At 68.8% G+C, this 24,921-nt stretch carries 23 protein-coding genes and 1 pseudogene; 13 read left to right on the top strand and 11 right to left on the bottom strand.

Annotated features, from left to right (window positions below; translation table 11 throughout):
- Positions 1 to 15 precede the first annotated feature (15 nt).
- The gene (deoC, locus tag J7D54_RS01575; protein WP_370585831.1) at positions 16 to 762 is read right to left on the bottom strand and encodes a deoxyribose-phosphate aldolase; all 747 of its coding nucleotides are present in this window, start codon (positions 760 to 762) and stop codon (positions 16 to 18) included.
- Positions 763 to 1,032: 270 nt separating this feature from the next.
- Between deoC and J7D54_RS01580 the strand changes: the two genes are divergently transcribed.
- Positions 1,033 to 1,257 carry a hypothetical protein gene (locus tag J7D54_RS01580; RefSeq protein WP_182762733.1) on the top strand — a complete coding sequence of 75 codons (225 nt, stop codon included), beginning with the start codon at positions 1,033 to 1,035 and terminating at the stop codon, positions 1,255 to 1,257.
- Positions 1,258 to 1,460: 203 nt separating this feature from the next.
- Here the strand turns inward: J7D54_RS01580 and J7D54_RS01585 are convergent, their stop codons facing one another.
- From J7D54_RS01585 to J7D54_RS01600, 4 genes are read right to left on the bottom strand one after another with little or no spacing between them, the layout of a single operon-like run.
- Entirely contained in the window at positions 1,461 to 2,882 is a 1,422-nt protein-coding gene (locus J7D54_RS01585; RefSeq protein WP_182762731.1) for a cell wall metabolism sensor histidine kinase WalK, read from the bottom strand.
- Entirely contained in the window at positions 2,879 to 3,604 is a 726-nt protein-coding gene (locus J7D54_RS01590; protein ID WP_076063093.1) for a response regulator transcription factor, read from the bottom strand. Before J7D54_RS01590 ends, J7D54_RS01585 begins: the two co-directional genes overlap by 4 nt.
- A gap of 33 nt (positions 3,605 to 3,637) precedes the next feature.
- Positions 3,638 to 4,165, bottom strand: a complete 528-nt coding sequence (locus J7D54_RS01595; protein ID WP_182762729.1) for a DoxX family protein — start codon at positions 4,163 to 4,165, stop codon at positions 3,638 to 3,640.
- A gap of 8 nt (positions 4,166 to 4,173) precedes the next feature.
- Positions 4,174 to 5,517: an NAD(P)/FAD-dependent oxidoreductase gene (locus tag J7D54_RS01600; RefSeq protein ID WP_182762727.1), complete on the bottom strand. Its 1,344-nt coding sequence runs from the start codon at positions 5,515 to 5,517 to the stop codon at positions 4,174 to 4,176.
- A gap of 68 nt (positions 5,518 to 5,585) precedes the next feature.
- Here J7D54_RS01600 and mptB point away from each other — a divergent pair, with 68 nt between their 5' ends.
- Together mptB and thrC are read left to right on the top strand one after the other, a co-directional pair.
- Complete coding sequence (gene mptB / locus J7D54_RS01605) at positions 5,586 to 6,950, top strand: polyprenol phosphomannose-dependent alpha 1,6 mannosyltransferase MptB (protein ID WP_182762725.1); 1,365 nt, start codon at positions 5,586 to 5,588, stop codon at positions 6,948 to 6,950.
- Positions 6,951 to 6,960: 10 nt separating this feature from the next.
- On the top strand, positions 6,961 to 8,388 hold the full coding sequence (gene thrC, locus J7D54_RS01610; RefSeq protein WP_182762723.1) for a threonine synthase: 1,428 nt from the start codon (positions 6,961 to 6,963) through the stop codon (positions 8,386 to 8,388).
- Here thrC and J7D54_RS01615 read toward each other — a convergent pair.
- Positions 8,284 to 9,003 carry a hypothetical protein gene (locus J7D54_RS01615; RefSeq protein ID WP_182762721.1) on the bottom strand — a complete coding sequence of 240 codons (720 nt, stop codon included), beginning with the start codon at positions 9,001 to 9,003 and terminating at the stop codon, positions 8,284 to 8,286. The genes thrC and J7D54_RS01615 overlap by 105 nt on opposite strands.
- A gap of 175 nt (positions 9,004 to 9,178) precedes the next feature.
- On the opposite strand from J7D54_RS01615, the gene J7D54_RS01620 reads away from it, so the two are divergent.
- The 5 genes from J7D54_RS01620 to J7D54_RS01640 all read left to right on the top strand — a co-directional run bounded on the left by J7D54_RS01620 (position 9,179) and on the right by J7D54_RS01640 (position 14,090).
- A complete protein-coding gene (locus tag J7D54_RS01620) occupies positions 9,179 to 10,327 on the top strand; it encodes a sensor histidine kinase (RefSeq protein WP_182762720.1) in 1,149 nt (382 codons plus the stop codon).
- Entirely contained in the window at positions 10,324 to 10,977 is a 654-nt protein-coding gene (locus J7D54_RS01625) for a response regulator transcription factor (RefSeq protein WP_182762718.1), read from the top strand. Before J7D54_RS01620 ends, J7D54_RS01625 begins: the two co-directional genes overlap by 4 nt.
- An 82-nt stretch (positions 10,978 to 11,059) precedes the next feature.
- Complete coding sequence (locus J7D54_RS01630) at positions 11,060 to 11,884, top strand: N-formylglutamate amidohydrolase (RefSeq protein WP_182762716.1); 825 nt, start codon at positions 11,060 to 11,062, stop codon at positions 11,882 to 11,884.
- A complete protein-coding gene (locus J7D54_RS01635; RefSeq protein ID WP_182762713.1) occupies positions 11,881 to 13,050 on the top strand; it encodes a flavohemoglobin expression-modulating QEGLA motif protein in 1,170 nt (389 codons plus the stop codon). The genes J7D54_RS01630 and J7D54_RS01635 overlap by 4 nt, the downstream gene beginning before the upstream one ends.
- The gene (locus tag J7D54_RS01640; protein ID WP_182762712.1) at positions 13,047 to 14,090 is read left to right on the top strand and encodes a glutathione synthetase; all 1,044 of its coding nucleotides are present in this window, start codon (positions 13,047 to 13,049) and stop codon (positions 14,088 to 14,090) included. Before J7D54_RS01635 ends, J7D54_RS01640 begins: the two co-directional genes overlap by 4 nt.
- A 27-nt stretch (positions 14,091 to 14,117) precedes the next feature.
- Here J7D54_RS01640 and J7D54_RS01645 read toward each other — a convergent pair.
- Positions 14,118 to 15,704, bottom strand: a pseudogene (locus tag J7D54_RS01645) (N,N-dimethylformamidase beta subunit family domain-containing protein); the annotation flags it as partial.
- A 469-nt stretch (positions 15,705 to 16,173) separates the two neighbouring features.
- Here J7D54_RS01645 and dnaK point away from each other — a divergent pair.
- From dnaK to J7D54_RS01665, 4 genes are all read left to right on the top strand, one after another.
- Positions 16,174 to 18,024, top strand: a complete 1,851-nt coding sequence (dnaK, locus tag J7D54_RS01650; protein ID WP_182762708.1) for a molecular chaperone DnaK — start codon at positions 16,174 to 16,176, stop codon at positions 18,022 to 18,024.
- Positions 18,021 to 18,569, top strand: coding sequence for a nucleotide exchange factor GrpE (locus J7D54_RS01655; RefSeq protein WP_182762706.1), 549 nt, complete (start codon positions 18,021 to 18,023; stop codon positions 18,567 to 18,569). Before dnaK ends, J7D54_RS01655 begins: the two co-directional genes overlap by 4 nt.
- A 102-nt stretch (positions 18,570 to 18,671) precedes the next feature.
- Positions 18,672 to 19,835, top strand: coding sequence for a molecular chaperone DnaJ (gene dnaJ / locus J7D54_RS01660; RefSeq protein WP_182762704.1), 1,164 nt, complete (start codon positions 18,672 to 18,674; stop codon positions 19,833 to 19,835).
- Positions 19,836 to 19,841: 6 nt separating this feature from the next.
- Complete coding sequence (locus J7D54_RS01665) at positions 19,842 to 20,264, top strand: heat shock protein transcriptional repressor HspR (protein WP_182762702.1); 423 nt, start codon at positions 19,842 to 19,844, stop codon at positions 20,262 to 20,264.
- Between the two features lie 194 nt (positions 20,265 to 20,458).
- Here J7D54_RS01665 and J7D54_RS01670 read toward each other — a convergent pair whose 3' ends face one another.
- The gene (locus J7D54_RS01670) at positions 20,459 to 21,409 is read right to left on the bottom strand and encodes an L-lactate dehydrogenase (RefSeq protein ID WP_182762700.1); all 951 of its coding nucleotides are present in this window, start codon (positions 21,407 to 21,409) and stop codon (positions 20,459 to 20,461) included.
- Positions 21,410 to 21,638: 229 nt separating this feature from the next.
- On the opposite strand from J7D54_RS01670, the gene J7D54_RS01675 reads away from it, so the two are divergent.
- Entirely contained in the window at positions 21,639 to 22,181 is a 543-nt protein-coding gene (locus J7D54_RS01675) for a hypothetical protein (RefSeq protein ID WP_182762699.1), read from the top strand.
- A 79-nt stretch (positions 22,182 to 22,260) separates the two neighbouring features.
- Here the strand turns inward: J7D54_RS01675 and J7D54_RS01680 are convergent, their stop codons facing one another.
- Genes J7D54_RS01680 through J7D54_RS01690 form a run of 3 tightly spaced genes read right to left on the bottom strand, consistent with a single transcriptional unit; the run spans position 22,261 to position 24,858 of the window.
- Positions 22,261 to 23,103, bottom strand: a complete 843-nt coding sequence (locus J7D54_RS01680) for a hypothetical protein (RefSeq protein WP_182762696.1) — start codon at positions 23,101 to 23,103, stop codon at positions 22,261 to 22,263.
- Positions 23,087 to 24,301 (bottom strand): hypothetical protein, encoded by a 1,215-nt coding sequence (locus J7D54_RS01685; protein WP_182762694.1) that lies wholly within the window; start codon positions 24,299 to 24,301, stop codon positions 23,087 to 23,089. The genes J7D54_RS01680 and J7D54_RS01685 overlap by 17 nt, the downstream gene beginning before the upstream one ends.
- Positions 24,302 to 24,315: 14 nt before the next feature.
- A complete protein-coding gene (locus J7D54_RS01690; RefSeq protein WP_182762692.1) occupies positions 24,316 to 24,858 on the bottom strand; it encodes a hypothetical protein in 543 nt (180 codons plus the stop codon).
- Positions 24,859 to 24,921: the final 63 nt, after the last annotated feature.

Consider the following 24,921-nt stretch of genomic DNA (forward strand, 5'->3'; position numbering starts at 1 on the left):
GCCGCTCGGGGTGGCTCAGTAGTTGTCGCCGGACTCGACGCCGGCTTCGGGCACCTCGCCCGATTCGACGCCTTCAGCGCCCGCGAGAACCGAGGCGCTGCCGCTCAGGCCCAGGCGCGTGGCCCCCGCCTCGACCATCGCGTTGGCGGTGGCGTAGTCACGGATCCCGCCGCTGGCCTTCACCCCCAGGCGGTCACCGACGGTCTGCGCCATCAGCGTGACCGCGTGCACCGAGGCGCCGCCGCTGGGGTGGAAGCCGGTGGACGTCTTCACGTAATCCGCCCCGGCAGCCTCCGCCGCCCGGCAGGCCGCGATGATCTCGTCGTCAGTCAGGGCGGCCGACTCGATGATGACCTTCAGCAGCACGTCCGGGGCGGCCTCGCGCACGGCGCGGATCTCGGCCTCGACGAGGTCCGCGCGGCCCTCCTTGAGGAGGCCGATGTTGATCACCATGTCCACCTCGTGGGCGCCGAGTCGGGCCGACTCGGCGGCCTCCCCGGCCTTCGCCGCCGGGGTGTGGTTGCCGGATGGGAAGCCACACACCGTGGCGACCAGCACCTCACCCAGTTCCACGTCGATCGGCAGCATCGACGGGGAGACGCACACCGAGTACGTGCCCAGCTCGCGTGCCTCGGCCACCAGCGCGGCCACCTGGGCGCGCGTTGCGTCCGTCTTCAGCAACGTGTGGTCAATCATCTGGGCTAGTGCCGAGCGGGTGATCTGCATTGCGGTCCTTTCGTTTCTTGCATCGTAGCTGTCCATTTGGGCGGGTGTTGCGCACTTCCAACGAGCGCTTGTCTTCTGAAGGTGACCGCCACAAGGGGCGACGGTGAAGGTGCAGAGCAGGTGTGGGCACCGATGAGAAGGGACTCGGATGTCCACAGTGACAACACGACATGTGGTGGCAGGCATTGCCGCCGGCGCGTTGGCGTTGAGCGGGTTGGTATTCCCCCAATCCGCTAACGCAGCGTACGAATACACGCGCATACCCAGTGGTCGGGCACCAAAGTCCAGCCGCCGCACCACCTCACGGTGAAGATTTCAGACGAGCCGGTGCAGCTCGGTCGCGTGAGCCTGACTCCGCGCCAGTCGTCCAACGGTTCGGGCCGCGTCAATGAATACGAGGTCTGGACCTCGGCCAGCGATTGCACGGCTGAAACTGGTGGCTTCGTGAAGCAGGCCGAGGGCGAGTTGGACGGCCTCGTGGCCAACAGCAAGCTCGTGCGCGGCATCACCTTCGACCCGGCGCCGCCCTGAGCCGGCGTTCCGCGCGCGGCACCCAGCGTCGTCCGGCGGCATGAGCCTGCTTCAATGCTGGGTTTGTGCCCGAGGACGGCGCCACATCCAGCACTGAAATCGGGCGGCCGTGTTCAATGCTGGCTTTGAGGCCAAGGACGGCGCCAAACCCAGCACTGGGCCGGAACTTGAAGTCGCCCTGGCGCCTGGCAGCCGCGCGTCGGTCAGTCGGCAGGGGCCAGCGGCAGCGTCACCGTGAAGGCCGTCCGGCCAGGCCTGCTCGACACCATCGCCGACCCGCCGAAGCCCTCGGCGATGGCACGCACGATCGCCAGCCCCAGCCCCGTGGACGGAACGGTGGAGTGGGTGCGCGCGTCGTCGGCCTTTGTGAACCGCTCGAAGACGCGGGGCAGCGTCTCGGGCGGGATGCCGGGACCGTTGTCGGCGACCTCGATCACCGCGCGGTCCCCATGCCGCCGCACGCACGTGCGCACGACGGTGCCGGGCGGCGTGTGCGTCCGGGCGTTGCTCAGCAGGTTGATCATCACCTGGTGCAGCTGGTCTGCGTCGGCCAGCACCATGACCTCCGGCTCCGGCAGCATCAGCTGCCACTGGTGGTCGCGGCTCGCCGCCTGCGCGTCGCTGACCGCGTTGACCACCACCTCGACGGCGTCGACGGGCCTCGCCTCCACCTGCGTGTCGGCATCGAGCCGGGCCAGCAGCAGCAGGTCGTTGACCAGCTTGGTCATCCGTCGGGATTCCGAATCGATGCGCTGCAGCGCGAAGGACTTCTCGCCTTCCGGGGCGCGCTCCGCCAGCTCGCTGTAGCCCCGGATGGCGGCCAGGGGGTTGCGCAGCTCGTGCGACGCGTCCGCGACGAACCGGCGCAGCTTCACCTCGGACGCTTCGCGGGCGGCCAGCGCGCCCTCGATCCGGTCCAGCATGTCGTTGAAGGCGGTGGCCAGGCGGGTGACCTCGTTGTTCTCCGGCAGCGCGCCCACCGAGACCCTCGGTACCTCGACGCGTCCCCGTTCCAGCTGCAGGTGGCTGACCTGGTCCGCCGTGTTCGTGAGCGCGGTCAGCGGCCGGGTGGCGCGGCCCAGCACCTCGCGCGTGACCAACGCCGTGACGGCGACGGCCGACAACGAGATGCCCGCCGCGAACAGCGTCAGCCACAGCAGGGAGCGGTCGATGTCGCCGGTGGGCAGCCCCACCGACACCTTGCCCAGCCGCGTCTCCCGCGCCTCGACGCGGTACTTGCCCATCCCGGGCAGCATCACGGAGCGCTTCTCGCCGTCGGCCGGCAGTTCGACGAGGCGGATCATGGCGGCCGTGGTCACGGAGTCCACTTTGCCGTCTTCGATGACGCTGCCCACGGCGCTGCCGTCGGGCAGCTCCAGGGCGATCACGGTGCCCACCCTCATGCCGGGGGTCTCGATACCGGGCACCCGGTCGCCGCTGCTCCAGCCCGGCCCGCGACCCTGCCGCACCTGCGCGCCGTCCAGCTCGGTGTCGAGTTGGCGGTACAGGATGGTGGCGGCTGCGAAGACGGTGACCATGCTGACCACGAGCGCCAGCACCGCGACCGTGATGACGACGCGGGGCTGGATCTGGGCGGCGAGGGAGCCGCGTCGCTGAGGGCTCATCCGGCCGCCGGCCGCAGCACGTAGCCCGCGCCGCGCATGGTGTGGATCATGGGGTCGCGGTTCGCGTCGATCTTCTTGCGGAGGTAGGAGATGTACAGCTCCACGACGTTGGCCTGGCCGCCGAAGTCGTAGTTCCACACCCTGTCCAGGATCTGCGCCTTCGACAGCACCCGCTTGGGGTTGCGCATCAGGAAGCGCAGCAGTTCGAACTCGGTGGCGGTGAGGTTGATGTGTTCGCCGGCGCGGGTCACCTCGTGGGAGTCCTCGTCGAGGATCAGGTCGCCGACGATGATCTGCGTGTCGGGGCGGATGGACGTGGCACCGGAGCGGCGCAGCAGCCCCCGCAGCCGTGCGATGACCTCTTCGAGCGAGAAGGGCTTGGTGACGTAGTCGTCGCCGCCGGCGGTGAGCCCGGCGATGCGGTCCGTGACGCCGTCCTTCGCGGTGAGGAAGATCACGGGCACGTCCGGGTCCTCGGTGCGGATGCGGCGCATCACCTCCAGCCCGTCGAAGTCCGGCAGCATCATGTCGAGCACCAGGGCGTCGGGTTGCGCCTCGCGGGCCACCTTGACGGCCTCCGTGCCGGACGTCGCCGTGTAGACGTCCCACCCCTCGTACCGCATGGCCATCGACAGCAGCTCGATGAGGCTGGGTTCGTCGTCGACGGTGAGCACGCGGATGGGCGTGCCGTCCGGGCGGGTCAGGGTGTCAGCATGGGCCATGGGTCCACTCTCTCACCGCCGGGTGGGTGAAAGCTATGGGGTTTCTGTGGGGTACCTGTGAGAGCCCGCCGCTGGTTCGTCCGGCACAGGGTAGGCCGTGGGCCGGTCGCGGGGGTCCGGTTCGATCAGGCGCTCGCCGGCGTCGTCGCGCGGCCGCAGGAACAGGTAGTCGAGGCCGGCGCGGCCGGAGCCGAAGGCCAGGAGGACCAGGCCGAAGGTGGCCAGGACGGCGTTGTACTCCCAGCCCCGGTCGTGCTGGTAGAAGCCGGCGTCGAGCCGCGTCGTGAGGATGACCGCTCCGTTCTGGACGATCATGCCCAGGCCGATGAGCGGAGTGGCCAGGCCGAAGATGAGGAGGGCGCCCCCGATGAGTTCGAAGGCGATCGTCGCGATGACGAGCCCCTCCGCGCTGGGCAGGCCAACCCCTTCGAGGATGTTGGTCTGGTCCTCGAGGCCCGTGATGTTCCAGCGGTACCAGCCGTGCGCGATCAGCGTCACGCCCAGCACGATCCTGGCCACGAGCAGCGCGAGGTCACGCACCACCTTCAGGAAGGCGTCCATCGCAGCTCCTAGTCCTCGGTCAGCTCCTCGCCGTGGATCAGCTTGCCAGAAGAACCGGCGCCGAGACGCTCCAACGCGAGGCGCGCCACCATTTGCTGGTTGGTGACCACCCGCTGTGAGCGGCCGTTGGTCACGAACGTGATGAACCAACTCAGCAGCGTGGTGATGCGCTGCTTGAACCCGGCGATGTAGAGGAGGTGCAGGAACAGCCACGCGAGCCACGCGATGAAACCGGTCAGCTGGATCTTGCCGATCTGAGTGACGGCGGCGAACTTGGAGATGGTGGCCATGGACCCCTTGTCGCGGTACGTGAACGCGCCGGGCTCGGGGGCGTTCGCCACCCGCGCCCGGATGGTCTTCGCCGCATGCTTCGCGCCCTGGATGGCGCCCTGGGCGACACCCGGCACTCCCGGCATCGACGCCATGTCGCCGATGACGAACACCTCAGGGTGCCCGGGGAGGTTCAGCTTCTCGTCGACGACGACGCGGCCCGAGCGGTCCAGTTGGGCGTCGGACTGCTCGGCGAGGGTCGCGCCCAGTTCGCTACCCTGCACGCCGGCGGCCCACACCTTGCAGCCTGCCTCGATGCGTTGGGTGCTGCCGTCCTTGCGGCGGAAGGTCAGGCCGTCGTCGTCCAGGTCTGTGACGATGGCGCCCAGCTGCACCTCCACGCCCTGCTTCTCCAGCGTCTCCTGCGCGTTGCGGCCCAGGCGTGGCCCGAACGGCGGCAGCACCTGGTCGGCGCCGTCGAGCAGCACGACGCGGGCGTCGGAGGGATCGAAGGAGCGGAACTCGTTGCGCAGCGTGGAATCCGCCAGCTCGCGGATCTGGCCGGCCATCTCGACGCCCGTGGGGCCGGCGCCCACCACAGCGAACGTCAGGAGCCGGCGCCGCTCGTCGGGATCGGTAGTGAACTCGGCCACCTCGAACGACTTCAGGATGCGGGCCCGCAGCTCCAGCGCGTCGTCGATCGTCTTCATGCCCGGCGCGAACGTGCGGAAGTGGTCGTTGCCGAAGTAGCTCTGGCCGGCGCCGGCGGCCACGATCAGGGTGTCGTAGGGCGTCTCGTGGTGCTGGTTGTGGAAGCGCCACTTGACGGTGCGGGCGGTCAGGTCGATGTCCTCGACGAGGCCCAGCAGCACCTGCACGTTCTTCTGCCGGCGCAGGATCTCACGGGTGGGGGGTGCGATCTCGCCCTCGCTGAGGACGCCGGTCGCCACCTGATAGAGCAACGGCTGGAAAAGATGCGTGTTGGTCTTGGCGATGAGGGTGATGTCCACGTCCGCGTGCTTCAGGGCCTTGGCCGCGAACAGCCCGCCGAAGCCGGAACCGATGATGACGACACGATGCATGTGCCCAGAGTAATCCGCAACATACTCGTGGCGAAAATATCCCGGATTGATTCCACTAGTCTGGCGCGGTGCGCAACTGGCTGTGGGTGACGATCGGGTTCTCGGCGGTGCTCGTCATCGTCGGCGCCGCGTTCACCGACGCCCCCCTCCTGCTCGAGGGCCCGGCGTCCTGGTGGCGCGTCATCGTCTCCTTCACCGGCCACTGCGTGCTGCTGCTCGCCTGGTGGCAGTTGGGGCCCCGCTGGCACCGCCCGCTGACGACGGCGGCCCTGTGGTCGCTGCCCCTGCTGGTGTCGCTGCCGCTCCACTCCCGCGACGCCTACGCGTACGCGGCCACCGGCTGGCAGGTGGCCCGGGGTATCAACCCGTATGAGACGGCCATCGGCGATGCGGGGCAGCCCGGCCTGCTCGTGGGCACCCATTGGCACACCACCACCTCGGTCTACCCCTCGCTGCAGCTCGACCTGTTCGGCCTCATCTCCCGGCTGACCGCCGGCGACATCCTCGCCACCCCGATGGCCATGCGGATCCAGAGCGTGCTCGCGCTGGCGATCCTCGCCTGGGTGCTGCCGCGGCTCGCCCGGCGCTTCGGCGTCGACCCGGGCCTGGCGCTGTGGGCGGGGCTGCTCAACCCCGTGATCCTCGTGCAGTGGATCGGCGGCGCCCACAACGACGCCCTGATGGTGGCGCTCGGGGTGGCCGCGTTCCTGGCGGTCACCGACCTGGGATGGCGCGGCTGGCGCGGGCTCGTCGTCGCCGGCCTGCTGCTGGGCGTCGCGATGGGCATCAAGCAGTCCGCTGCGCTGTACGGCCTCGGCGTGGTGGCCCTCGCCTGGAGCCTCCGTCGGCCCGCCCGGTCCTCCTGGTGGGGTCTCGCGTGGGTGGCTGTCGTGCCGGGAGCGGTGACGGTGCTGACGTTCCTGGCCACCTCGCTCCACTGGGGCCTCGGCTGGCGCAACCCGACGGCGGGCCAGCCCATCGGTGCCACCAGCAACGCCCCGCTGTCGTGGGTGGCGTCCTTCTTCCGCTACCACGAGATCTTCCCGGAGGGGGTCTCCGACGGCGTCATCAACCTGCTCTCCACCCTGCTGATCGCCGTGGTCGTGGTGCTCCTGTGGGTGAAGTGGGGCCCGAAGGGGCGGGCGACGGGGGACCGGCCGTGGCTCTTCGCCGTCGCCGTGCTGGCGGCCTTCATGGTGTGCGCGCCGGCGCTGCAACCCTGGTACCTCACGTGGCTGCTGCCGCTGTATGTCTTCTGCCCGCGCTCGCCGCTGACGGACCGCGTCTGGCTGGTGGTGGTGGCTGCGTTCGCGCTCCTGCCCGCGCTGCAGGATGCGATGGCACCCTATGTCGCCATGGTGGTGGTGGGGGTGCCGCTGTGGTGGTGGTGGCGCCGCGGAATCCCGGCCATCGCCCAGCGGCCGGCACACTAGACTCCACCCCATGCTCTACGTCTCCACCCGTGATGCCTCGGGCGCGCCCGGCAAGCGGTTCAGCGACATCCTGCTCGAGGGTCTATCCGCCGACGGCGGGCTGTACCTGCCGGACAGTTACCCGCAGGTCTCCGTCGCCCAACTCGATGCCTGGCGCACGCTGCTGGCGGAGGAGGGCTACGCGGCGCTCGCGTTCGAGATCGTGTCGCTGTTCATCGACGACATCCCGGCCGAGGACCTGCGCGGCATCGTGGGGCGGGCCTACGAGCCGTCGAAGTTCCTCGACCCCGCCGTCGTGCCGCTGACGCAGTTGAGCGACGGGTTGTGGTTGGCGCACCTGAGCAACGGCCCGTCCGCCGCCTTCAAGGACATGGCGATGCAACTGCTGGGCGAGCTGTTCGCCTACGAACTGGAGCGCCGCGGTGAGAGGATCACCATTCTGGGCGCCACCAGCGGCGACACCGGGTCCTCGGCCATGTACGCGCTCCGCGGCAAGCAGGGCGTGAAGGTGTTCATGCTGTCGCCGCAGGGCCGGATGACGCCGTTCCAGCAGGCGCAGATGTTCTCCATCGACGACCCGGACATCGTCAACATCGCCGTCGACGGGGTGTTCGACGACTGCCAGGACATCGTCAAGGCCATCAACGCGGATGCCGACTTCAAGGCCCGGCACAAGATCGGGGCCGTGAACTCCATCAACTGGGCGCGCCTGCTGGCCCAGGTCGTCTACTACTTCGCCGCCTGGCTGCGGCTCCCCGAAAAGCACGCGGGGCCGGTCAGCTTCGCCGTGCCGTCGGGCAACTTCGGCAACATCGCCGCCGGCCACATCGCCCGCGAGATGGGCCTGCCCATCCACCGGCTCATCCTGGCCACCAACGAGAACAACGTGCTGGAGGAGTTCTTCCGCACCGGCGTCTACCGCGTGCGGGCGGGTGCCGAGACGCAGGCCACGAGCTCGCCGTCGATGGATATCTCGAAGGCCTCGAACTTCGAGCGCTTCATCTCCGACCTGCTGGGTCGCGACGCCGCCCGCGTGCGGGAGCTGTTCGTCGACGAACTGGGCTCCCACGGCTCCTTCGACCTGGGCGGCACCCCGGAGTTCCGCGGCCAGGTCGAGCGGTTCGGGTTCGTGGCGGGTACGTCCACGCACCAGAACCGGCTGGACCAGATCCGGCGGGTCTTCCGGGCCGACGGCGTGGTCATCGACCCGCACACTGCCGACGCCGTGCAGGTCGCCGGCAGCCTACCCGTCGACGGCCCGGTCATCGTGCTGGAGACCGCGCTGCCAGTGAAGTTCGCCGAGACCATCGTCGAGGCCATCGGCGTGGTGCCGTCACGTCCGGCGCGCTTCGAGGGGATCGAGGATCTGCCCCGACGCGTCCTCAGCGCCCCGAACGACGCCGTCGCCGTCCGCGCGATCATCGAGCGTTCCGCGTAGCGTCACGACGGCCAGCCCCACCAGGGTGACCCCGAACAGTAGTCCGGCGGCGTAGAAGGCCCACTCGCTCAACGAGCTGAGCCCGAATTCCGCCACCACGAAGAGGATGGGCGCCACGCCCAGCCAGCGCGGCCCGAAACGGGCGCGCAGCAGCATCACGCCGAACAGGATCATTCCGAGCACCAGGCCCAGCATGCCGAACGCCAGGTAGGGCACCAGGTGGGGACTGCTGTACATGGCTTCAATGACCGGCCCCACCTCGTCGTGCAGCTCTGTGTGGGGGGCGAAGGTGAGCAGCATGATCTGGACGCCTCCGCCCACGCCGTGCGCGAACGCGCTCAGGGCGATGAGGGCGGTGGCCACGAAGGTCAGCCTCGGTGCGCGCCGCCAGGTCTGGGCCGCGATGCCGACGACGCCCGCGGCCAGGAACAACTGCGAGATGGTGAACAGGTGGAAGGACCAGCCAGCGGCTGGGGTCACGGCGATCTCTGCCAGCCACGTGGCGGGTGGCCCCGCGAAGTTGGGGCCGAAGGGCAGGGAGGCGCACGTGGTGAGCGCCGCGAGGGCGAGCGTGAGCGCGGTGGTCCAGCGCAATGTGGGTGAGGTGATGTGCATGGCTGCTCCTTGGTTGGGACCGACCTGTGCCGGTTGCCGCCGACGCTACGAAGCCGGCGGTTGGCCGGTCATCAGCCCCACGGGGTCGGTTGTGTCCCGCGGAGTCCACTTCCGGAGACCCAGCGGTCTTCCCTGGAATGGCATGGGACGACGGTGGGCTGCTTAGGCTGTGCGCATGGCACGGCCTCGATTCAGCCCGCAGGCGCAGGACCTGGTGGTCTCGGCGCTGCTCGCCGTGCTGGGACTGGTCGAGGTGTGGCTGCCGATGGAGTCCGTCTTCGGGGCCGGCTCGCCCGCGGTCAGTTCCGTCGGCATCGTCGCGGTCGCCGCGCTGCTGTCGCAACGGAGAGCGCGGCCGTGGGTGGCGGTGGCCGCGCTCCTCGTCTGGCCGGTGCTGGGCTTGCTCACCGGCGGTCAGTTACAGGTGCTGTTCCTCGGCCAGTTGGTGCCCACCTACGTCCTGGCCTACTCGGTGGCGCGCCACGCCCCGGGCGCACTGCGGTGGCTCGCCGCGTTGTTGATCGCGGCCTATCTGGCGCTGGCGGACCTGGCGCTGCCGGATCTCCGCAGCCCCGGGGAACTCATCTTCCATTGGGCCACAGTGGCGCTGGCCTACCTCATCGGACGCGGCCTGCGCGCCTCTGAGGAGAAGGCGGTGGCTGCTGCGGTGGCCGCTGAACAGGCCGAGGCGGCGAGCCGGGAACGTTCGGCCGCCGCCGTTGCGGAGGAGCGCGCGAGGATCGCCCGGGAACTGCACGACATCGTCACGCACGCCGTCGGCGTGATGGTGGTGCAGGCGGGGGCAGCGGAGCAGGTGGTCGACGAGAACCCGGAGTTCGTGCGGCGCGCGCTGGGCGCCATCCGCACCAGCGGCACGGGCGCAATGTCGGAGATGCGGCGCATGGTCCAGATGCTCCGCGTGCCGGACCCGGTGGCGGCGCTGACGCCCCTGCCGGGGCTGGAGGCGCTGCCTGAGCTCGTGGCCGCGGTCCGCGACGCGGGGCTCGAGGTCCGCGTCACCCGGACCGGCCGGCACGTGCCGCTCGGCGGAGGGCTGGATCTGGCGGCCTACCGGATCGTGCAGGAGGCGCTCAGCAACGTGCGTCGACACTCAGCGGCGACCTCGGCGGACGTGGGCATCCATTTCGGCGACGACCTGCGCATCAGAGTCAGCGACCCCGGCCCGGCCCTGCCGGGAAGCGCCGCCCCCGGTCACGGCCTGGTCGGGATCCGCGAGCGGGTCTCCCTGTTCGGCGGCACGCTGACGGTCCACGACGAGGACGGGTTCGCCGTCGAGGCCGTCCTGCCGTTGGAGGGTCCATGATCAGGGTGTTGATCGTGGACGACCAGGAACTGGTGCGCGCCGGGTTCAGGCTGATCCTGGAGCGTGCGGGGCTGACGGTGGTGGGGGAGGCAGGCGACGGTGAGGTCGCCGTCGAACTGACCCGCCGGGAGCGCCCCGACGTCGTGCTGATGGACATCCGGATGCCCAGGCTCGACGGCGTCGCCGCCACGCAGCGGATCCTCGCAGGGCCGGGGTCGCGCCCGAAGATCCTGGTGCTGACCACGTTCGACCTCGACGAGTACGTGTGGTCGGCGGTGCGTGCGGGCGCCTCGGGGTTCCTGCTGAAGGACGTCGCGCCCGACGACCTGGTGCACGCGGTCCGTGTGGTGGCGAGGGGCGAGTCGATGTTGGCGCCCGCCCTGATCGGTCGCCTGTTGGAACAGTTCACGCGCCGTCCCTCGCCGGGCGTCACGCCCGAGGTGTTGGGCTCGTTGAGCGAGCGCGAGCTGGACGTCGTCCGGCTGGTGGCCCGTGGGCTGTCCAACGCGGAGATCGGCGCCCGGCTGTACCTCAGCGAGACCACGGTGAAGACGTATGTCTCCCGGGTCCTGGGCAAGCTCGACCTCCGCGACCGCGTCCAGGTCGCCGTCCTGGCCTACGAGTCCGGTCTCGTCCAGCCCGGCTCCTGAGCAACGCCCGCCACAACCGCGGCCCCCCTTCATAGCTATGCGTTTTCACCCCCGCGAACCGGTCGTCGGGTAGGAATGGTGCATGCAACCATTCGAGTTCCTCGGTGACTGGTCCGGTCAACTGATCGCCACCTCCATCCATGCCGGGCATGACCTGAGCCCAGAGATCGCCAGGTCCATGGTGCTCGACGAGGAGGTGCGCTTCCGCGAGGAGGACCCCTTCACGGACCTCATCGCCGGTCGCATCCCGGCCCGGGTCAACGTGCACCTGTCGCGGTTCGAGACGGATCTCAACCGGATCCGCACCAAGGCCGTCTACCGGACGCCGGACGACTGCTGGGGGCTCAAGGTCTGGGACACCGACGAACTTCCCGAGGACGCGGTCGACATCGCCCTGACAGGCTATGACGCGTTCTATGCCGCCTTGGCGGAGCGCCTCGATGTGGTGGCCGAGCGCGGCCCGTTCGTCATCTATGACGTGCATTCCTACAACCATCGCCGCGACGGCGCGGACGCCCCCGACGAGCCGGTCGAGGAGAACCCGGAGGTCAACCTCGGCACCGGCTCGCTGAACCATGAGACGTTCGGCGACGTGGCGGGCGCCTTCCGCGAATCGATGCTGGGTCAGGGCTTCGACATCCGCGAGAACGTGAAGTTCAAGGGCCAGAACCTCGCCTGGTTCGTCCACGAGCGCTACCCCGGCGTGGGCTGTGTGCTGGCCATCGAGTTCAAGAAGACGTTCATGGACGAGTGGACGGGGGAGCCGGACCACGAGCACATCGAACGGCTCGCCGCCGCCCTCGAGCAGACCCAGGGCCCGGTGCTGGCGGCGCTCGCCGAGATCCCCGAGCGGCACATCCCGCAGCACCGGGATCCCGAGCAGGCCATGGCTGGCGAGGGCGGATGAGTAACAACCCGCTCTCGATGGTGGACCAGGCCATCGACCTGCAGCTGTCGCAGCTGAGCACCAGCTTCCGGTTCATCCTGGACGTCACGCCCATCGACGCCAACGACGTGAAGGACGCCTTCATCGCCGGCGACGTGCGGGAGCCGGAGTTCACCTACCGCGACTACATCATCGAGCCGGAGGTGCTCCACACGGTGCTGCACAGCATCGACGTCACCCGCGTGCAGGACGCGACGGTGGGCGCGCTGTTGCGCAACAAGCACCGCGAGCTGGACCTCCAACTGTCGATGTTGCGCTGCCGCGGCTCGCAGGACTTCCGCAACCTCTCCATCGAGCTGTTCGGCGGGGTCCACCAGGACCTGCTCACGGCGGCCGAGGCGATCCTCAGCCGGATCGACGCCTCGGCATGGTCCGGTGAACGGCTGACGGCCGAGGAGTTCCTGGCCCTGGCCAACGAGGAACTCGACTACTACCGCGGGCTCGAACCCGACGTCGACATCCACGCGGAGATCCGGCCGGATTCCACCGGCGTCATGGTGTCGGGCAACCTGCTGCTGATCGGGCCGGAGGCCTCCGTATCGGCGGACCGCGCCAACGCGCTGATCCAGCACGAGGTCGGCACGCACCTCGTCACCCAGGTCAACGGCTCCCACCAGCCGCTCCAGGTTCTGGGTACCGGCCTGGCCGGGTACGACGAGACCCAGGAGGGCCTGGCCGTGCTGGCGGAGGTGGCCTGCGGGGAACTGACCGCGTCGCGGCTCCGGCAACTCGCCGGCCGCGTGCTCACCGTGTCGCGCATGCTCGGCGGGGCGTCGTTCCGCGAATGCTGGGAGGGCCTCGTCGACGACGGCTTCCACCCCGGAGGCGCTTTCTCCACCGTGATGCGCATCTTCCGCTCCGGCGGGCTGACGAAGGACGCCTGCTACCTGCGCGGCCTCATCGACATCCTGGGGCACCTCCGCTCCGGCGGCGACCTCGGCGCCTTCTTCCTCGGCAAGTTCGCCCTGGAGGACCTCCCTCTCATCGAAGAACTCAACGCACGAGGGGTGCTCAGCGCCCCCGTCGTGCTGCCCCGCTGGTTCGACGAGGCCAGCAGCCGCGAGCGGCTCCTCGTCGCAGCCCAGACCACAGACCCCACCGAACTCATCCAAGGAGTTGCAGCATGAAGATCGGATTCGTCGTCAACGACGTCATGACCGAGAAGGCCGAATACACCACCACCAGGCTGGCCATGCACGCCACCAACATGGGTCATGAGGCGTGGCTGATGGGGATGGGCAACTTCGCCTACGAGCCCGACGGCTCCCTCAGCGCCCGCGCCCGCGCCGGGGCCGGCAAGAACTACCGCTCACTCGAGCGCTACATCGAGGACGTGCAGAAGCCCACGTCTGAGGAGCGGCTGCCGCTCAGCGAGTTCGACATCGTGATGCTCCGCTCGGATCCCGCCGACGACGCGCAGGGCTCGGCGTGGGCCAACAACGCGGGGGTCGCCTTCGGGCAGCTCATCGCCTCGACGGGGGTCCTGGTGGTCAACGACCCCACCAGCCTGGCCAACGCGCTCTCCAAGGCCTACTTCCAGCACTTCCCGGAGGCGGTGCGCCCCACTACGCTCATCTCGCGTGACGAGGCCCAGATCGTCGACTTCGTGAAGGATCTCGGCGGCCGTGCCGTGCTGAAGCCGTTGCAGGGTTCCGGTGGCAGCGGCGTGTTCCTGGTGAACACGGACGAATCCCCCAACATGAACCAGATCATCGAGGCGATCTCCCGCGACGGCTACGTCGTGGCCCAGGAGTACCTTGAGGAGGCGAAGAACGGCGATGTGCGGATGTTCGTGATGAACGGCAAGCCGCTGATGATGAACGGCAAGTATGCGGCCTTCCGACGCCGGTCGAGCGGGTCCGACCTGCGCTCCAACATGTCGGCCGGGGGCAAGGCGGAGGCCGTCAAGGTCTCCGATGAAATGCTCGAGATGGTGCATGTGGTGCGGCCCAAGCTCGTCGCCGACGGGATGTTCCTCGTCGGGCTCGACATCGTGGGCGACAAGCTCATGGAGGTCAACGTCTTCAGCCCCGGTGGTCTGGGCTCCTGCGCCGCGCTGTACGACGAGAACTTCGCGACCGCGGTGATCACGGATCTGGAGCGCAAGCTCGAGATCCGCCGGCACTACGGAAACCAGATCTCCAACATCAGCCTGGCCGCCCTCTAGCTTTACCCGGCGGCGCCGGGCGCCGGATCAGCTGAAGCGCACCATGTTGTTGAACCGCCAGTCGCGCGTCCATTCGTAGACCTTCGAACCATCCGCCTTCGTCACGAGCGCGATGGCGTCCGACTCGATGTAGCTCCGGCACCCGTTGCGACCGGTGGCTGCGGTGTCGCATTCCGTGCGCCACTTGCGCCCGTCAACCGCGGTCCAGGACCCGGTTGCGGCCAAGGGGTTGCCCTTCCACATTGCCCGGGGCGAGGTCTTGTAGGTCAGGTTGTTGAATGCCCAACCGTTCGTCTGCACGAACCTGCCGCCCACCTGGGCGACCGTCGTCGCCCAGATCTCCGTGCGGCACCGCTCGGTTCGCGAGTAGGGCTCGCAGGCGGTTCTCCAGCGACGCCCGTTGACGAGATGCTCGCCAGGGGTGGTGTAGATGTCGAGCGGTTTCGGCGCGGGCGGGGCCGGGTAGACGTCGAGGAAGTTGCCCCGTTCCGTGTGGGTGGTGCCCAGCGGCCCCTTCGCTGCTTCGGTGACGACGGTGGCCAGCACCTGCTTGACGAACGCGACCGAACGCGCGTCGTAGGCGATCCCGGGCGTCAGGGCGAACGCGAAGCCCATCGTGCCCAGGTTCAGCACGCCTGCCTTCGACGGCGCCACGTAGTACGTCAGGTCTGAGATGCCCTTGCGGGTGGTGCAGTCGAACGTCGAGTGCGCGGCGATGTGGACGCCCTGGGGGGAATCAGGGCCCGCCTTGTCGACCTCGTGGCCGATGAGCTGGGGATACCGCGAGCCCGCGGTGGCGCCGGTTCCCTTGAACGCCCAGAAGGACGGGTTGGTGATGACCAGGTCAGTCTGTGGGTTGGCCCCGTCGCAGTCGTACTGTGAGCCGATCAGCCGGGCCTCCGGGTTGGGGTAGGGCTCGGCGCGGAAGGTGCCCGTCGAGGTGCGGTCCTGCACCGGGTCGAGGTGGCTGAGCTTGTAGGAGGTGACCTCCGTGAAGTCTGCATTGAAGCGAGTCCGGTAGTAGGCCGCGTTGGAGCCCAGGAAGAGGAGGTTCGTGCCCCTGTCTCGCAGGATCTCGGCATTGCGGCGCATCTCGACGGACCAGTACTCGTCGTGGCCCAGCATCACCAGCGCCCGCGAGCCCCGGAACGAATCCGCCCCGCGGTGCAGCTCGGAGTTGGTGGTGTAGCTGATGGGAACGCCCAGCGACTCGAGGTACTGGACCAAGCCCAGTTCGTAGCGGTAGAACTTGTCCGCGCCGTTGCCGCGGTTGGGCCGGTTCATGTTGACGGTGTAGGCCCGATTGAGCGCGCTGCCGTCGGGCAGGCCGACGTACAGCGAGTAGCCGCCGATGCTGTTGTACGCCGCATGCGTGGAGGTGGCGAACATCACGGTCACGGCCCCGGAGTGGCTGGGGGAGCGCAGGAACACCGAGACGTAGCGCTGGTTGCCGCCGTTGTCTGAGAGCTTCGCCAGGTAGGCGCCCGGCTGCCAGGAGGTGGTGTCGAAGCGGTGCGTGACGCTCCAGTTGGAGCAGTCCACCGTCTTGTCGCGCGTCACGCACCCGGGCTGCTTCACCGCGGGCTGAGCTGGAGCAGTGGCGACGAGTTGGCCTCCGGTGCCCGTCGTAGTGGCCCATCCTGAACATCTCGACGGAGACCGTCGCCCCTGTGGCGTGGACCTTCAGCCGCAGTTCGTCGCCGGGCAGCAGCGATTCCCCGACGGCGTAGCCGGAGAGCACCTGCCAGTCCCCGAGCCGGCCCGTGATCCGCCACGTGGACTCCGCTGAGGCGGGTTGGGCGGAGGCGAAGATGGTGGTCAGGGCCACGATGACGGCGATGAACAGTGTCTGGATGCGCATGAATGATTCCCCCTGGTCAGCGATCTGTCCCCGACTCTAACGTGCGGTGCCGACACGGGTGCTCAGGGAGCCCAATAATCAGGGTTCCCCAGGGTTGAGCCGGATAAGCTCAACTTTGACTTGAGCCTGGGCGGGGTCTGTGGTTAGCTTGAGTCAACCCCGCTCAAGGGAACTGATTCGACTTCAACAGCTTCATGCAGCTAACACCCAGGAGGAAATCCCATGGCTCGTGCAGTAGGCATCGACCTCGGCACCACCAACTCGTGCGTCGCCGTCCTCGAGGGCGGCGAACCCACCGTCATCCCCAACTCTGAAGGCTCGCGCACCACCCCGTCCGTGGTGGCCTTCTCGACCTCCGGCGAGGTCCTCGTCGGCGAGGTCGCCAAGCGTCAGGCGGTCACGAACGTGGACCGCACCGTCCGCTCCGTCAAGCGCCACATGGGCACCGACTGGAAGGTCGAGATCGACGGCAAGGACTACCGTCCCCAGCAGATCTCGGCATTCGTGCTGCAGAAGCTGAAGCGCGACGCTGAGGCGTACCTGGGCGAGTCGGTCACCAACGCGGTGATCACCGTCCCGGCCTACTTCTCCGACGCCGAGCGTCAGGCCACCAAGGAGGCCGGCGAGATCGCGGGCCTGAAGGTGGACCGCATCATCAACGAGCCCACCGCCGCCGCGCTGGCCTACGGCCTCGACAAGGGCGACACCGAGCAGACCGTGCTCGTCTTCGACCTCGGTGGTGGCACGTTCGACGTGTCGCTGCTCGAGATCGCCGACGGCGTCTTCGAGGTCAAGGCCACCAAGGGCGACAACCGCCTCGGTGGCGACGACTGGGATTCCCTCGTCGTGGACTGGCTCGTCACGCAGTTCAAGAACAAGAACGGCGTGGACCTGTCCAAGGACAAGATGGCCCGCCAGCGTCTGCAGGAGGCCGCCGAGCGCGCCAAGATCGAGCTGAGCTCCGCGTCGGAGACCGCCATCAACCTGCCCTACATCACCGCCTCGGCGGAGGGCCCGCTGCACCTCGACGAGAAGCTGACCCGCTCGGAGTTCCAGCGCATGACCCAGTCGCTGCTGGACCGCTGCCGCGCGCCGTTCAACGCCGTCATCTCCGACGCCAAGACCTCCGTCGACAAGATCGACACGGTCCTCCTCGTCGGTGGCTCCACCCGCATGCCCGCCGTCGCGGACCTGGTCAAGGAACTCACCGGTGGCAAGGAGCCCAACAAGGGCGTCAACCCGGACGAGGTCGTCGCACTGGGCGCCTCGCTGCAGGCCGGCGTGCTGAAGGGCGAGGTCAAGGACGTGCTGCTCCTCGACGTGACCCCGCTGTCGCTGGGCATCGAGACCAAGGGTGGCGTGATGACCAAGATCATCGAGCGCAACACCACCATCCCCACCAAGCGCTCCGAGGTGTTCACCACCGCTGAGGACAGCCAGCCGTCGGTGATGATCCAGGTCTACCAGGGCGAGCGTGAGTTCGCCCGCGACAACAAGTCGCTCGGCAACTTCGAACTGACCGGCATCCTGCCCGCACCGCGGTCCGTGCCCCAGATCGAGGTCACCTTCGACATCGACGCCAACGGCATCGTGCACGTCAACGCCAAGGACCTCGCCACCAGCAAGGAGCAGTCCATGACGGTGACCGGCGGTTCCGCCCTGGCCAAGGACGACATCGAGCGCATGGTCAAGGACGCCGAGTCGCACGCCGAAGAGGACCGCAAGCGCCGCGAGGCCGTCGACATGCGCAACGAGGGCGACGCCCTGGTGTTCCGCACCGAGAAGCTCCTCACCGAGCACGACGAGACCATCGGCGAGGACGTGAAGGCGCCGGTCGTGGAGGCCACCAACGCGCTGAAGGAGGCCCTGAAGGGCGAGGACGACGACGTGGTCAAGGCCGCGATCGACGACCTCAACACGAAGGCCGCCGCGATGGGTCAGGCGATCTACGCCGCCGCCCAGGCCAAGGCGCAGGAGTCCGCTCCGGCCGACGGCGGGGCCGCTGACGCCACGCCCGAGGGCGAAGAGGACGTCGTCGAGGCGGAGATCGTCGACGAGGAGAACGACAAGTGACCGATTCGCAGTTCACTCCGGACAGCGACGCAGTGGGCGAGGCCGTCGAGGAGACGGCCTCGCCCACGGGCGCACCTGAAGCCCCCGTCGAGTTCGAAGCCGTTGACGCTCCTGACCGTGTCGCCGAGCTCGAGGAACTCGTGGCGGAGCGCACGACGGATCTTCAGCGCCTCGGCGCCGAGTACGTCAACTACAAGAAGCGCGTGGACCGCGACCGCGACCTGGCCCGCCAGGCCGGCATCGAATCGGTCCTGACGGACTTCATGCCCGTGCTGGACTCGATCGCCCTCGCCAGGGAGCACGGCGACATCGACGGCGGTTTCCGCATGGTCGCCGACGAGCTGGAGAAGGTCATGGCCAAGCATGGCCTGGTGTCGTTCGGTGAGGTGGGCGAGGAGTTCGACCCCAACCGCCACGACGCCCTCATGGCGGTCCAGCTGGACGAACCGGTCACGGTCACCACCGTGTCGCAGGTCATGCAGCAGGGCTATCAGCTCAAGGGGCGGGTCGTGCGCCCGGCACGCGTCGCCGTCGCCAACCCGTAATGCCGTGCATGGGCCTGCCCTCGCGACGACGTCGCAGGGCAGGCCGCCCGGCCCGTGGAGGAACAACCATGCACCCTCATTCAGAAAGGAGATGATCGGGAAGTGAGTACCAAGGACTGGCTCGAGAAGGACTACTACAAGGTTCTCGGCGTCTCCAAGGACGCGTCGCCGGACGAGATCAAGAAGGCCTTCCGTCAGATCGCCCGCGACAACCACCCTGACCAGAACCCGGGCGACAGCGCCGCCCTGGCCCGGTTCAAGGAGGCCTCTGAGGCCAACGCGGTGCTGTCGGACACGGAGAAGCGCAAGGAATACGACGAGGCCCGCAGCCTGTTCGGCGGCGGCTTCCGGTTCAACCGGCCCGGGCAGCCCGGCGGCGGCGCGTCGCCGTCGTTCGAGGACCTGTTCCGCAACGCCGGCCAGGGCACCGGGCAGCAGGGCTTCGGCGACCTGTTCGGCGGTCTGTTCAGCGGAGGCGCCGGGGCCACCCGTCGCGCCACGCAGCGCGGCCCCCGTCGCGGCGCCGACATCGAGGGCGACGTGACCATCAGCTTCGAGCAGGCCGTCGAGGGCGCGACGGTGACCATGCGGACGGTCTCGGATCAGCCGTGCCCGTCGTGCCGGGGTACCGGCGCGAAGGCCGGCACGCTGCCGCGGGTGTGCCCGTCCTGTGAGGGTTCGGGCATGCAGTCGTCGCAGGCCGGCGGCGTGTTCCACATGAGCGAACCGTGCACGGACTGCCTCGGTCGCGGCCTCATCGTCGACACCCCTTGCCCGGACTGCGCCGGTTCCGGCCGTGGGAAGTCCACCAAGACGATGAACGTGCGGATCCCCGCCGGCGTCGAGGACGGGCAGCGCATCCGGCTCAAGGGCAAGGGCGCGGCCGGTGAGAACGGCGGCGCGCCGGGAGACCTGTACGTCAGCGTGCACGTCACCCCGCACAAGTTGTTCGGGCGCAGCGGTTCCAATCTCACACTGGACGTGCCGGTGACGTTCACCGAGGCGTCGCTGGGCGCCGACATCCAGATCCCCACCATGCAGGGGCAGCGCGTGAAGCTGCGGATCCCGCCGTCGACGCCCAACGGGCGCACGATGCGGGTGCGTGGCCGCGGCGCGCGGAAGCCGGACGGCTCGCAGGGTGACCTGCTGGTGACCATCAAGGTCGAGGTGCCGGACGATCTGAGCGCGGAGGCCAAGGCCGCACTGCTGGAATACGCCGAGAAGGCCCACGAGGTCAACCCTCGCGAGTCGCTGTTCGGAGGGTGATGACCGATGAGCCAGCATCTGCAGCCCTTTGACCCCGACGCGGCGGTCTTCCCCGTTTCGGTGGCCGCGTCGCTGGCCGACATGCACGCGCAGACCCTGCGCGGCTACGACCGGCTCGGCCTCGTCGTCCCCCAGCGGGCGCGGGGCCGTGGCCGGCGTTACTCGTTGCGCGACATCGCGAAACTGCGGCACGTGCAGTACCTGTCGCAGACCGAGGGCATCAACCTTGAGGGCATCCGCCGCATCCTCGCGCTCGAGGAGCAGGTTGACGGCCTGCGCGACCAGGTGGAGCGCCTGAGCGAACTGGTCCGGCGCATCCAGAGCGACGAGATGGCGGCGCGGGTGTTCACCGCGGAGTCGTCCGGGCGCGTGCACCAGGGCCGGTACCGGCCACAGCGGCGCCTCGCGCTGCCGCCGTCGGCCTCCTGACGACGCGGCGGTGGCAGAACCGCCGGATTGGCTCGGGTCGCCGTCGTAGTGGCGGTTGTGGCCTCGCCCGTCGAGCCCAACTCCCGCCCACCTTCGCGTTGGCGGCCTTGCCCAGCGCAGCCATCCGGAACCCGGGCTTCCAGCGGGTGACCGGCGGCGGCCCCAGCCCGCCGTGCTGCTCACCGGCGTCCGCCTCAGAAGCCCAGCCGGCGCGCCGCCTCACGGATGTGGTCCGCGCTGTCGCGCAGGCGCTGGAGTTCCCCGTCGGTGAGAGGTAGCTCCAGCGCCCGGCCCACACCCTTGCCGTCGACGACGTGCGGCACCGACATGCACACGTCCGAGATCCCCTGCCAGTTCTCGAGGTACGACGACACCGGCAGCACCCGGTGCTCGTCACGCAGCACGGCCTGGATGATGCGCGTGCCCGCCAACCCGATGGCGTAGTTGGTGGCGCCCTTCCCCTCGATCACCTCGTAGGCCGCGCCGACGACCTGCTCGGCGATGCGCTCGCGCACCTCGCGGCTCAACTGGCCGGTCTGCTCCTCCCACTGCTTCAGCGGCACGCCGCCGATGGTGGCGGTGCTCCACAGCGGAGTCTCGGTGTCTCCGTGTTCGCCGGCGATGTAGGCGTGCACATTGGTCACCGAGACGGCGCACTCGGCGGCGATGAGCCACCGCAGCCGCGACGAGTCGAGCACCGTGCCGGAGCCCATCAGCTGGTTGCGGGGGAGACCCGAGATCTTGAGCGCCGCCTGGGTGGTGACGTCGACGGGGTTGGTCACCATGATGAACACCGCGTCGGGCGACTGTTCCACCAGCGGCGGGATCAGCGACTTCATCATCCCGACGGTCTTCGCAGCGAGGTCCATCCGGGTTTCGCCGGGCTGCTGCTTCGCACCGGCCGCGACGACCACCACGTCGGACTTGGCCGTCACCGCGACATCGTCGGAGCCCTCGACGGTGACGTGGGGAGGCAGGAACTGGCTGCCGTGGGCGAGGTCCAGGGCCTCGGCCTTGACCTTGGTGGCGCTGAGGTCGTGCAGCGCGACGTGCGTCGCGGCGCCCTTGATCAGCGCCGCGTACGCCAGGGAGGTGCCGACGGCGCCCGCGCCGACGACTGACAGTTTCGTGCCTCGCATCTTCATACCCACATCTTGCCCACAATCCCCAACACCCCGCGTCGGGCACGGCCCCGAATCTGGATCTGCGTCGGTCAGGGACCCCACATCCAGATGTGGCGCCCTCGGCCCACCGAAACGCTCGTGGGTCCCATCCTCAGGGGTGAATAGGGGGCTTTTGGGGGAGCCAACCCCTCGTGGCGGCACCCTTTACGTTGCACACTAGATAGGAACGCACGAGATCCAGGAGGGTCCCATGACCGAGCATTTCAACGACCGACCGGACGACCAGAGCCAGGGCGAGCGCTTCGCCGATGAACCCACCTACACCCACGACGCCACCGAGGCCGCGGCCGGCCAGGAGTCGGGCGCCGAGTACGGCACCACCGGCACGACCGACGCTCCTGACGCGTCCGCCAGCGACGCGTGGGGTCAGCAGCACACCGCCGTCGACGGCCCCGAGCAGCACCGGAGCCCGGAGCAGTTGGGCGACAACCTGCGCAAGGCGGCTGAGGAGACGGCCTACGCCGCGGTCGGTTTCGTGGGGCTGGTGGCCGACAAGGCCAAGGAGTTCTACGAGGAGCAGAAGAAGCAGTACGTCGAGTCCCACCCCGAAGCTGATTCGGAGGCGGGCGCCAAGAACGTTCTGGCCCAGCTGCGCGAGCAGCTCGACAAGTTCATGGACGAGATCAACCGCGGCTTCCGCGACCTCGCTGAGCGCGGCCGCGCCTCCGGCAAGGAGCAGGGCACGCACGACGCGGCAGATCCGGCCGACGAGAACAAGGATTACACCATCTGATCCGGTGACGACACCCGATCAGGCGAGACATAAGCGGCCGGCACCTCTGGGGTGCCGGCCGCTTCGCTGTGCTGTCAACTCATCCGTTGAAGGTTGCTGATGACAATTGGGTGTAGTCGGCGGACTCCAGGATGGCCGTCGTCACGCCGCCGTCGCGCTGCACTTCCAGGCGGGTGGCGAGGCTGGGATCAGGCAGGGAGCCGAGGAGTCCGTCGACGGCGGAGGCCAGATCCCCTGCCGGCGGGAGCGGTGCGGGCTCCGGCGCTGGGCCGTCAGAGGGCAGCGGATGGGACGCGACGCTGGTGCTCGCCGCGTCTAGGCCGCGACTCCACTGGTAGATCCTGGCTTTGTCGACACCGCGCACGGAGACGACGGCCGAGCCTTCCTCCGTGTCGATCTCGACGGACAGGGCTTCGTCGGTGAGGCCCGCCCGGTCGATCTCGGACCAGACCTGGGTGAGAGCGGCTCCGGAGATGGGCTCGGTGATCGGCTCCAACTGCTTGCCGTCGAGGAAGACGCTGCCCTGCCCGTCGCACTGGGCTTCGGCAACCACGATGCCGGGCGACAGGGCCCGCACCGCGACGCGGGCAGCACCGTCGCACGCGTCGATCTGCGCCTCGGCCAGCTCGATGCTGTCGTCCAGGGGGAAGTCGTCCCTCGGCACCGTGATGGGCGCGGCGGGATCCGCCAGGCTGGATCCCTCAGTGGGGTAGAGCTTCTGCGTCTCGGGCGGCTCCCCGCCGACGACCTCGAGGCGCCACTCATCGGTGACCGTGAACCCGGCGGGCCTCGCGGTGGCGCCGATGTATTCCCGCAGCAGGTCTGTGGACTCCGTACGCTCGTCGGCGGCGGGGGTGCAGCCCGCGAGGGCCAACACGCCGACGGCGGCCCAGGCCGCAGCCCGCCTAGCCGAAGTACTCATTGAAGAGGGAGTCTGCCTGCGAGGTGGAGGAGGCTTCGTTGTCCAGGTAGTTGCGGGCGGTCTGCCGCAGCGAGTCGCGCATGGATTCAGCGGCGGCGCGGCCTCCGTCGATGGCAGTGGTGATGCTGTCTGCCAACCCGTTGAGCGACGAGGACTCGGCGGCCGAGAAGTGGGGCATGTCGATCATGATGACCGGCAGCCGCGACGCGCCGGAAGCGGTGCTGTGCAGCGTCGACATCTGGGTGGCCAGGTCGTCCCAGTAGGCGACCTGCGACTGGAACCACTCGGCGTTGGCGCGCACCTCGTCGTTGCCGGTGCAGCCCGGCTGGTCCAGGTCTCGCGACACGTTGCGGGGCGACGGCCAGGTGCCGCCCGGCCCGATGCCCGTCAGGTCGTTCTCGAGGAGCCCCACCTGCACGACGGAGGAGATGGCCGCCGACAGCTGCCTGCCCTGCTCCTGCACGCGGTCGTAGAAGAGCTGTCGCTGGTCCATGACGAGTTGGGCGAAATCCTCCACCGCGCCGATGAAGCTACCGATCGTCGGCTCCATGATGGCGAACTTGATGGCGTCGAGGTAGAGCTGTTCCTGCTGCTGGGCCAGGTTCGTCAGGTTCGCGATGGAGTCCGTGACGTTGCCGAGATACGTCGTGGTGTTGGACACCAGACCGCCGGCGACGCCGCGCGTGGTCTCCGCGGCTGTGCGCTGGCTGCCGATGGACGCGTCGTAGCCCGCGGCGTTCCCGCTCACCCACGGCTCCCCGTTGGAAGGGATCTCGTTGGTGTTGGCCGGGTAGTAGACGCCCTCGAACGAGGCGTCGATGCTGAACCAGTCGAGGAGGAAGCCGCCCACGTCCGTGGGGATGCTGACCAGCTTGTCCTTGCGGCTCGTCTGCGCGGTGCAGGTGGTGTCGTAGCCGGACTCGGCCTCGGCAAGCGCCTCCATGGCCTCGCCCTGGCGCTCGTGGTCACTGGTGCGGATGGTGTGCCAGAACAGGTTCCAGCCCGACGGGCGGGTCTCGCTGTAGTACCCGCCGGAGGGGCAGAACGGCCAGCTCTCGCAGCGATACTCCTTGAAATCGCCGACCAGCGCCCTGGACGCCTCCATCTCGGCGAGCACGAGTTCGGCCTGCAGTTCATAGGCGTCCTGCAGGTCTTCGGTCATCTGGGTGATGAGATCCAGCGTTGCCTGGGGGCTCATGAGGTGTCTCCGTCCTATTTCTCGACGAGGTAGCGGCGCGCCGCCGCGTAGTGGGAATGGGCGTCTGCGATGTCGGCGTCCTCGGCGGAGGGCTGCACCAGCGGCTTCGGCAGCACCTCCAGGATCTCGTCGGCGAGCGCCTGCAGGCTGGCCTTCGCCGCCCACTCCGGGTTGATCTGCAGCCCGTGGAAGCGGCCAGCGGTGAGGAAGACCTCCACCCTGTCGTGCGGGGTGCCCAGCACCTCTTCTCGGCGACGGTCAACCTCACCGGCCCTGAGCCGGGCGAGGTAGCGACGCATGGCCGCCCGGCCCGCGCGCATCTCAGCGAGATAGGAGGGGATGGACGAGAGGGGGAGGTGCACCTCCGGCAGGGCCGACGGTGCGGCTGCCTCGAGGGGCGGCAGTGCCCGACGGATGAGGGCCGAGATCGTCTCGGCCAACTCTCGGGGAATGAACCGGTCTCTCCATGAAGCACTGATGCGGAGTGAGACCACCTCCAGCCCCTCCACGGTGATCTCGATGGCCCCGGACTCATCCGTGATGACGGTTTCCTGCACGCTACCTCCCCAATCTGCCTGTGCAGCCTACGGTCGCACGGGGTCATCAGAGCAGGCGCGCAC

The sequence above is a fragment of the Tessaracoccus sp. MC1865 genome (assembly GCF_017815535.1).
Lineage (GTDB): Bacteria > Actinomycetota > Actinomycetes > Propionibacteriales > Propionibacteriaceae > Arachnia.

Coding starts and splice junctions, on each gene's coding strand:
- J7D54_RS01680 (WP_182762696.1), bottom strand. CDS start 23,103: ATGAGTACTTCGGCTAGGCGGGCTGCGGCCTGGGCCGCCGTCGGCGTG.
- thrC (WP_182762723.1), top strand. CDS start 6,961: ATGCTCTACGTCTCCACCCGTGATGCCTCGGGCGCGCCCGGCAAGCGG.
- J7D54_RS01685 (WP_182762694.1), bottom strand. CDS start 24,301: ATGAGCCCCCAGGCAACGCTGGATCTCATCACCCAGATGACCGAAGAC.
- J7D54_RS01620 (WP_182762720.1), top strand. CDS start 9,179: ATGGCACGGCCTCGATTCAGCCCGCAGGCGCAGGACCTGGTGGTCTCG.
- J7D54_RS01670 (WP_182762700.1), bottom strand. CDS start 21,409: ATGAAGATGCGAGGCACGAAACTGTCAGTCGTCGGCGCGGGCGCCGTC.
- J7D54_RS01585 (WP_182762731.1), bottom strand. CDS start 2,882: ATGAGCCCTCAGCGACGCGGCTCCCTCGCCGCCCAGATCCAGCCCCGC.
- J7D54_RS01635 (WP_182762713.1), top strand. CDS start 11,881: ATGAGTAACAACCCGCTCTCGATGGTGGACCAGGCCATCGACCTGCAG.
- J7D54_RS01600 (WP_182762727.1), bottom strand. CDS start 5,517: ATGCATCGTGTCGTCATCATCGGTTCCGGCTTCGGCGGGCTGTTCGCG.
- J7D54_RS01640 (WP_182762712.1), top strand. CDS start 13,047: ATGAAGATCGGATTCGTCGTCAACGACGTCATGACCGAGAAGGCCGAA.
- dnaK (WP_182762708.1), top strand. CDS start 16,174: ATGGCTCGTGCAGTAGGCATCGACCTCGGCACCACCAACTCGTGCGTC.
- J7D54_RS01625 (WP_182762718.1), top strand. CDS start 10,324: ATGATCAGGGTGTTGATCGTGGACGACCAGGAACTGGTGCGCGCCGGG.
- J7D54_RS01675 (WP_182762699.1), top strand. CDS start 21,639: ATGACCGAGCATTTCAACGACCGACCGGACGACCAGAGCCAGGGCGAG.
- J7D54_RS01615 (WP_182762721.1), bottom strand. CDS start 9,003: ATGCACATCACCTCACCCACATTGCGCTGGACCACCGCGCTCACGCTC.
- J7D54_RS01590 (WP_076063093.1), bottom strand. CDS start 3,604: ATGGCCCATGCTGACACCCTGACCCGCCCGGACGGCACGCCCATCCGC.
- J7D54_RS01595 (WP_182762729.1), bottom strand. CDS start 4,165: ATGGACGCCTTCCTGAAGGTGGTGCGTGACCTCGCGCTGCTCGTGGCC.
- J7D54_RS01630 (WP_182762716.1), top strand. CDS start 11,060: ATGCAACCATTCGAGTTCCTCGGTGACTGGTCCGGTCAACTGATCGCC.
- deoC (WP_370585831.1), bottom strand. CDS start 762: ATGGACAGCTACGATGCAAGAAACGAAAGGACCGCAATGCAGATCACC.
- J7D54_RS01665 (WP_182762702.1), top strand. CDS start 19,842: ATGAGCCAGCATCTGCAGCCCTTTGACCCCGACGCGGCGGTCTTCCCC.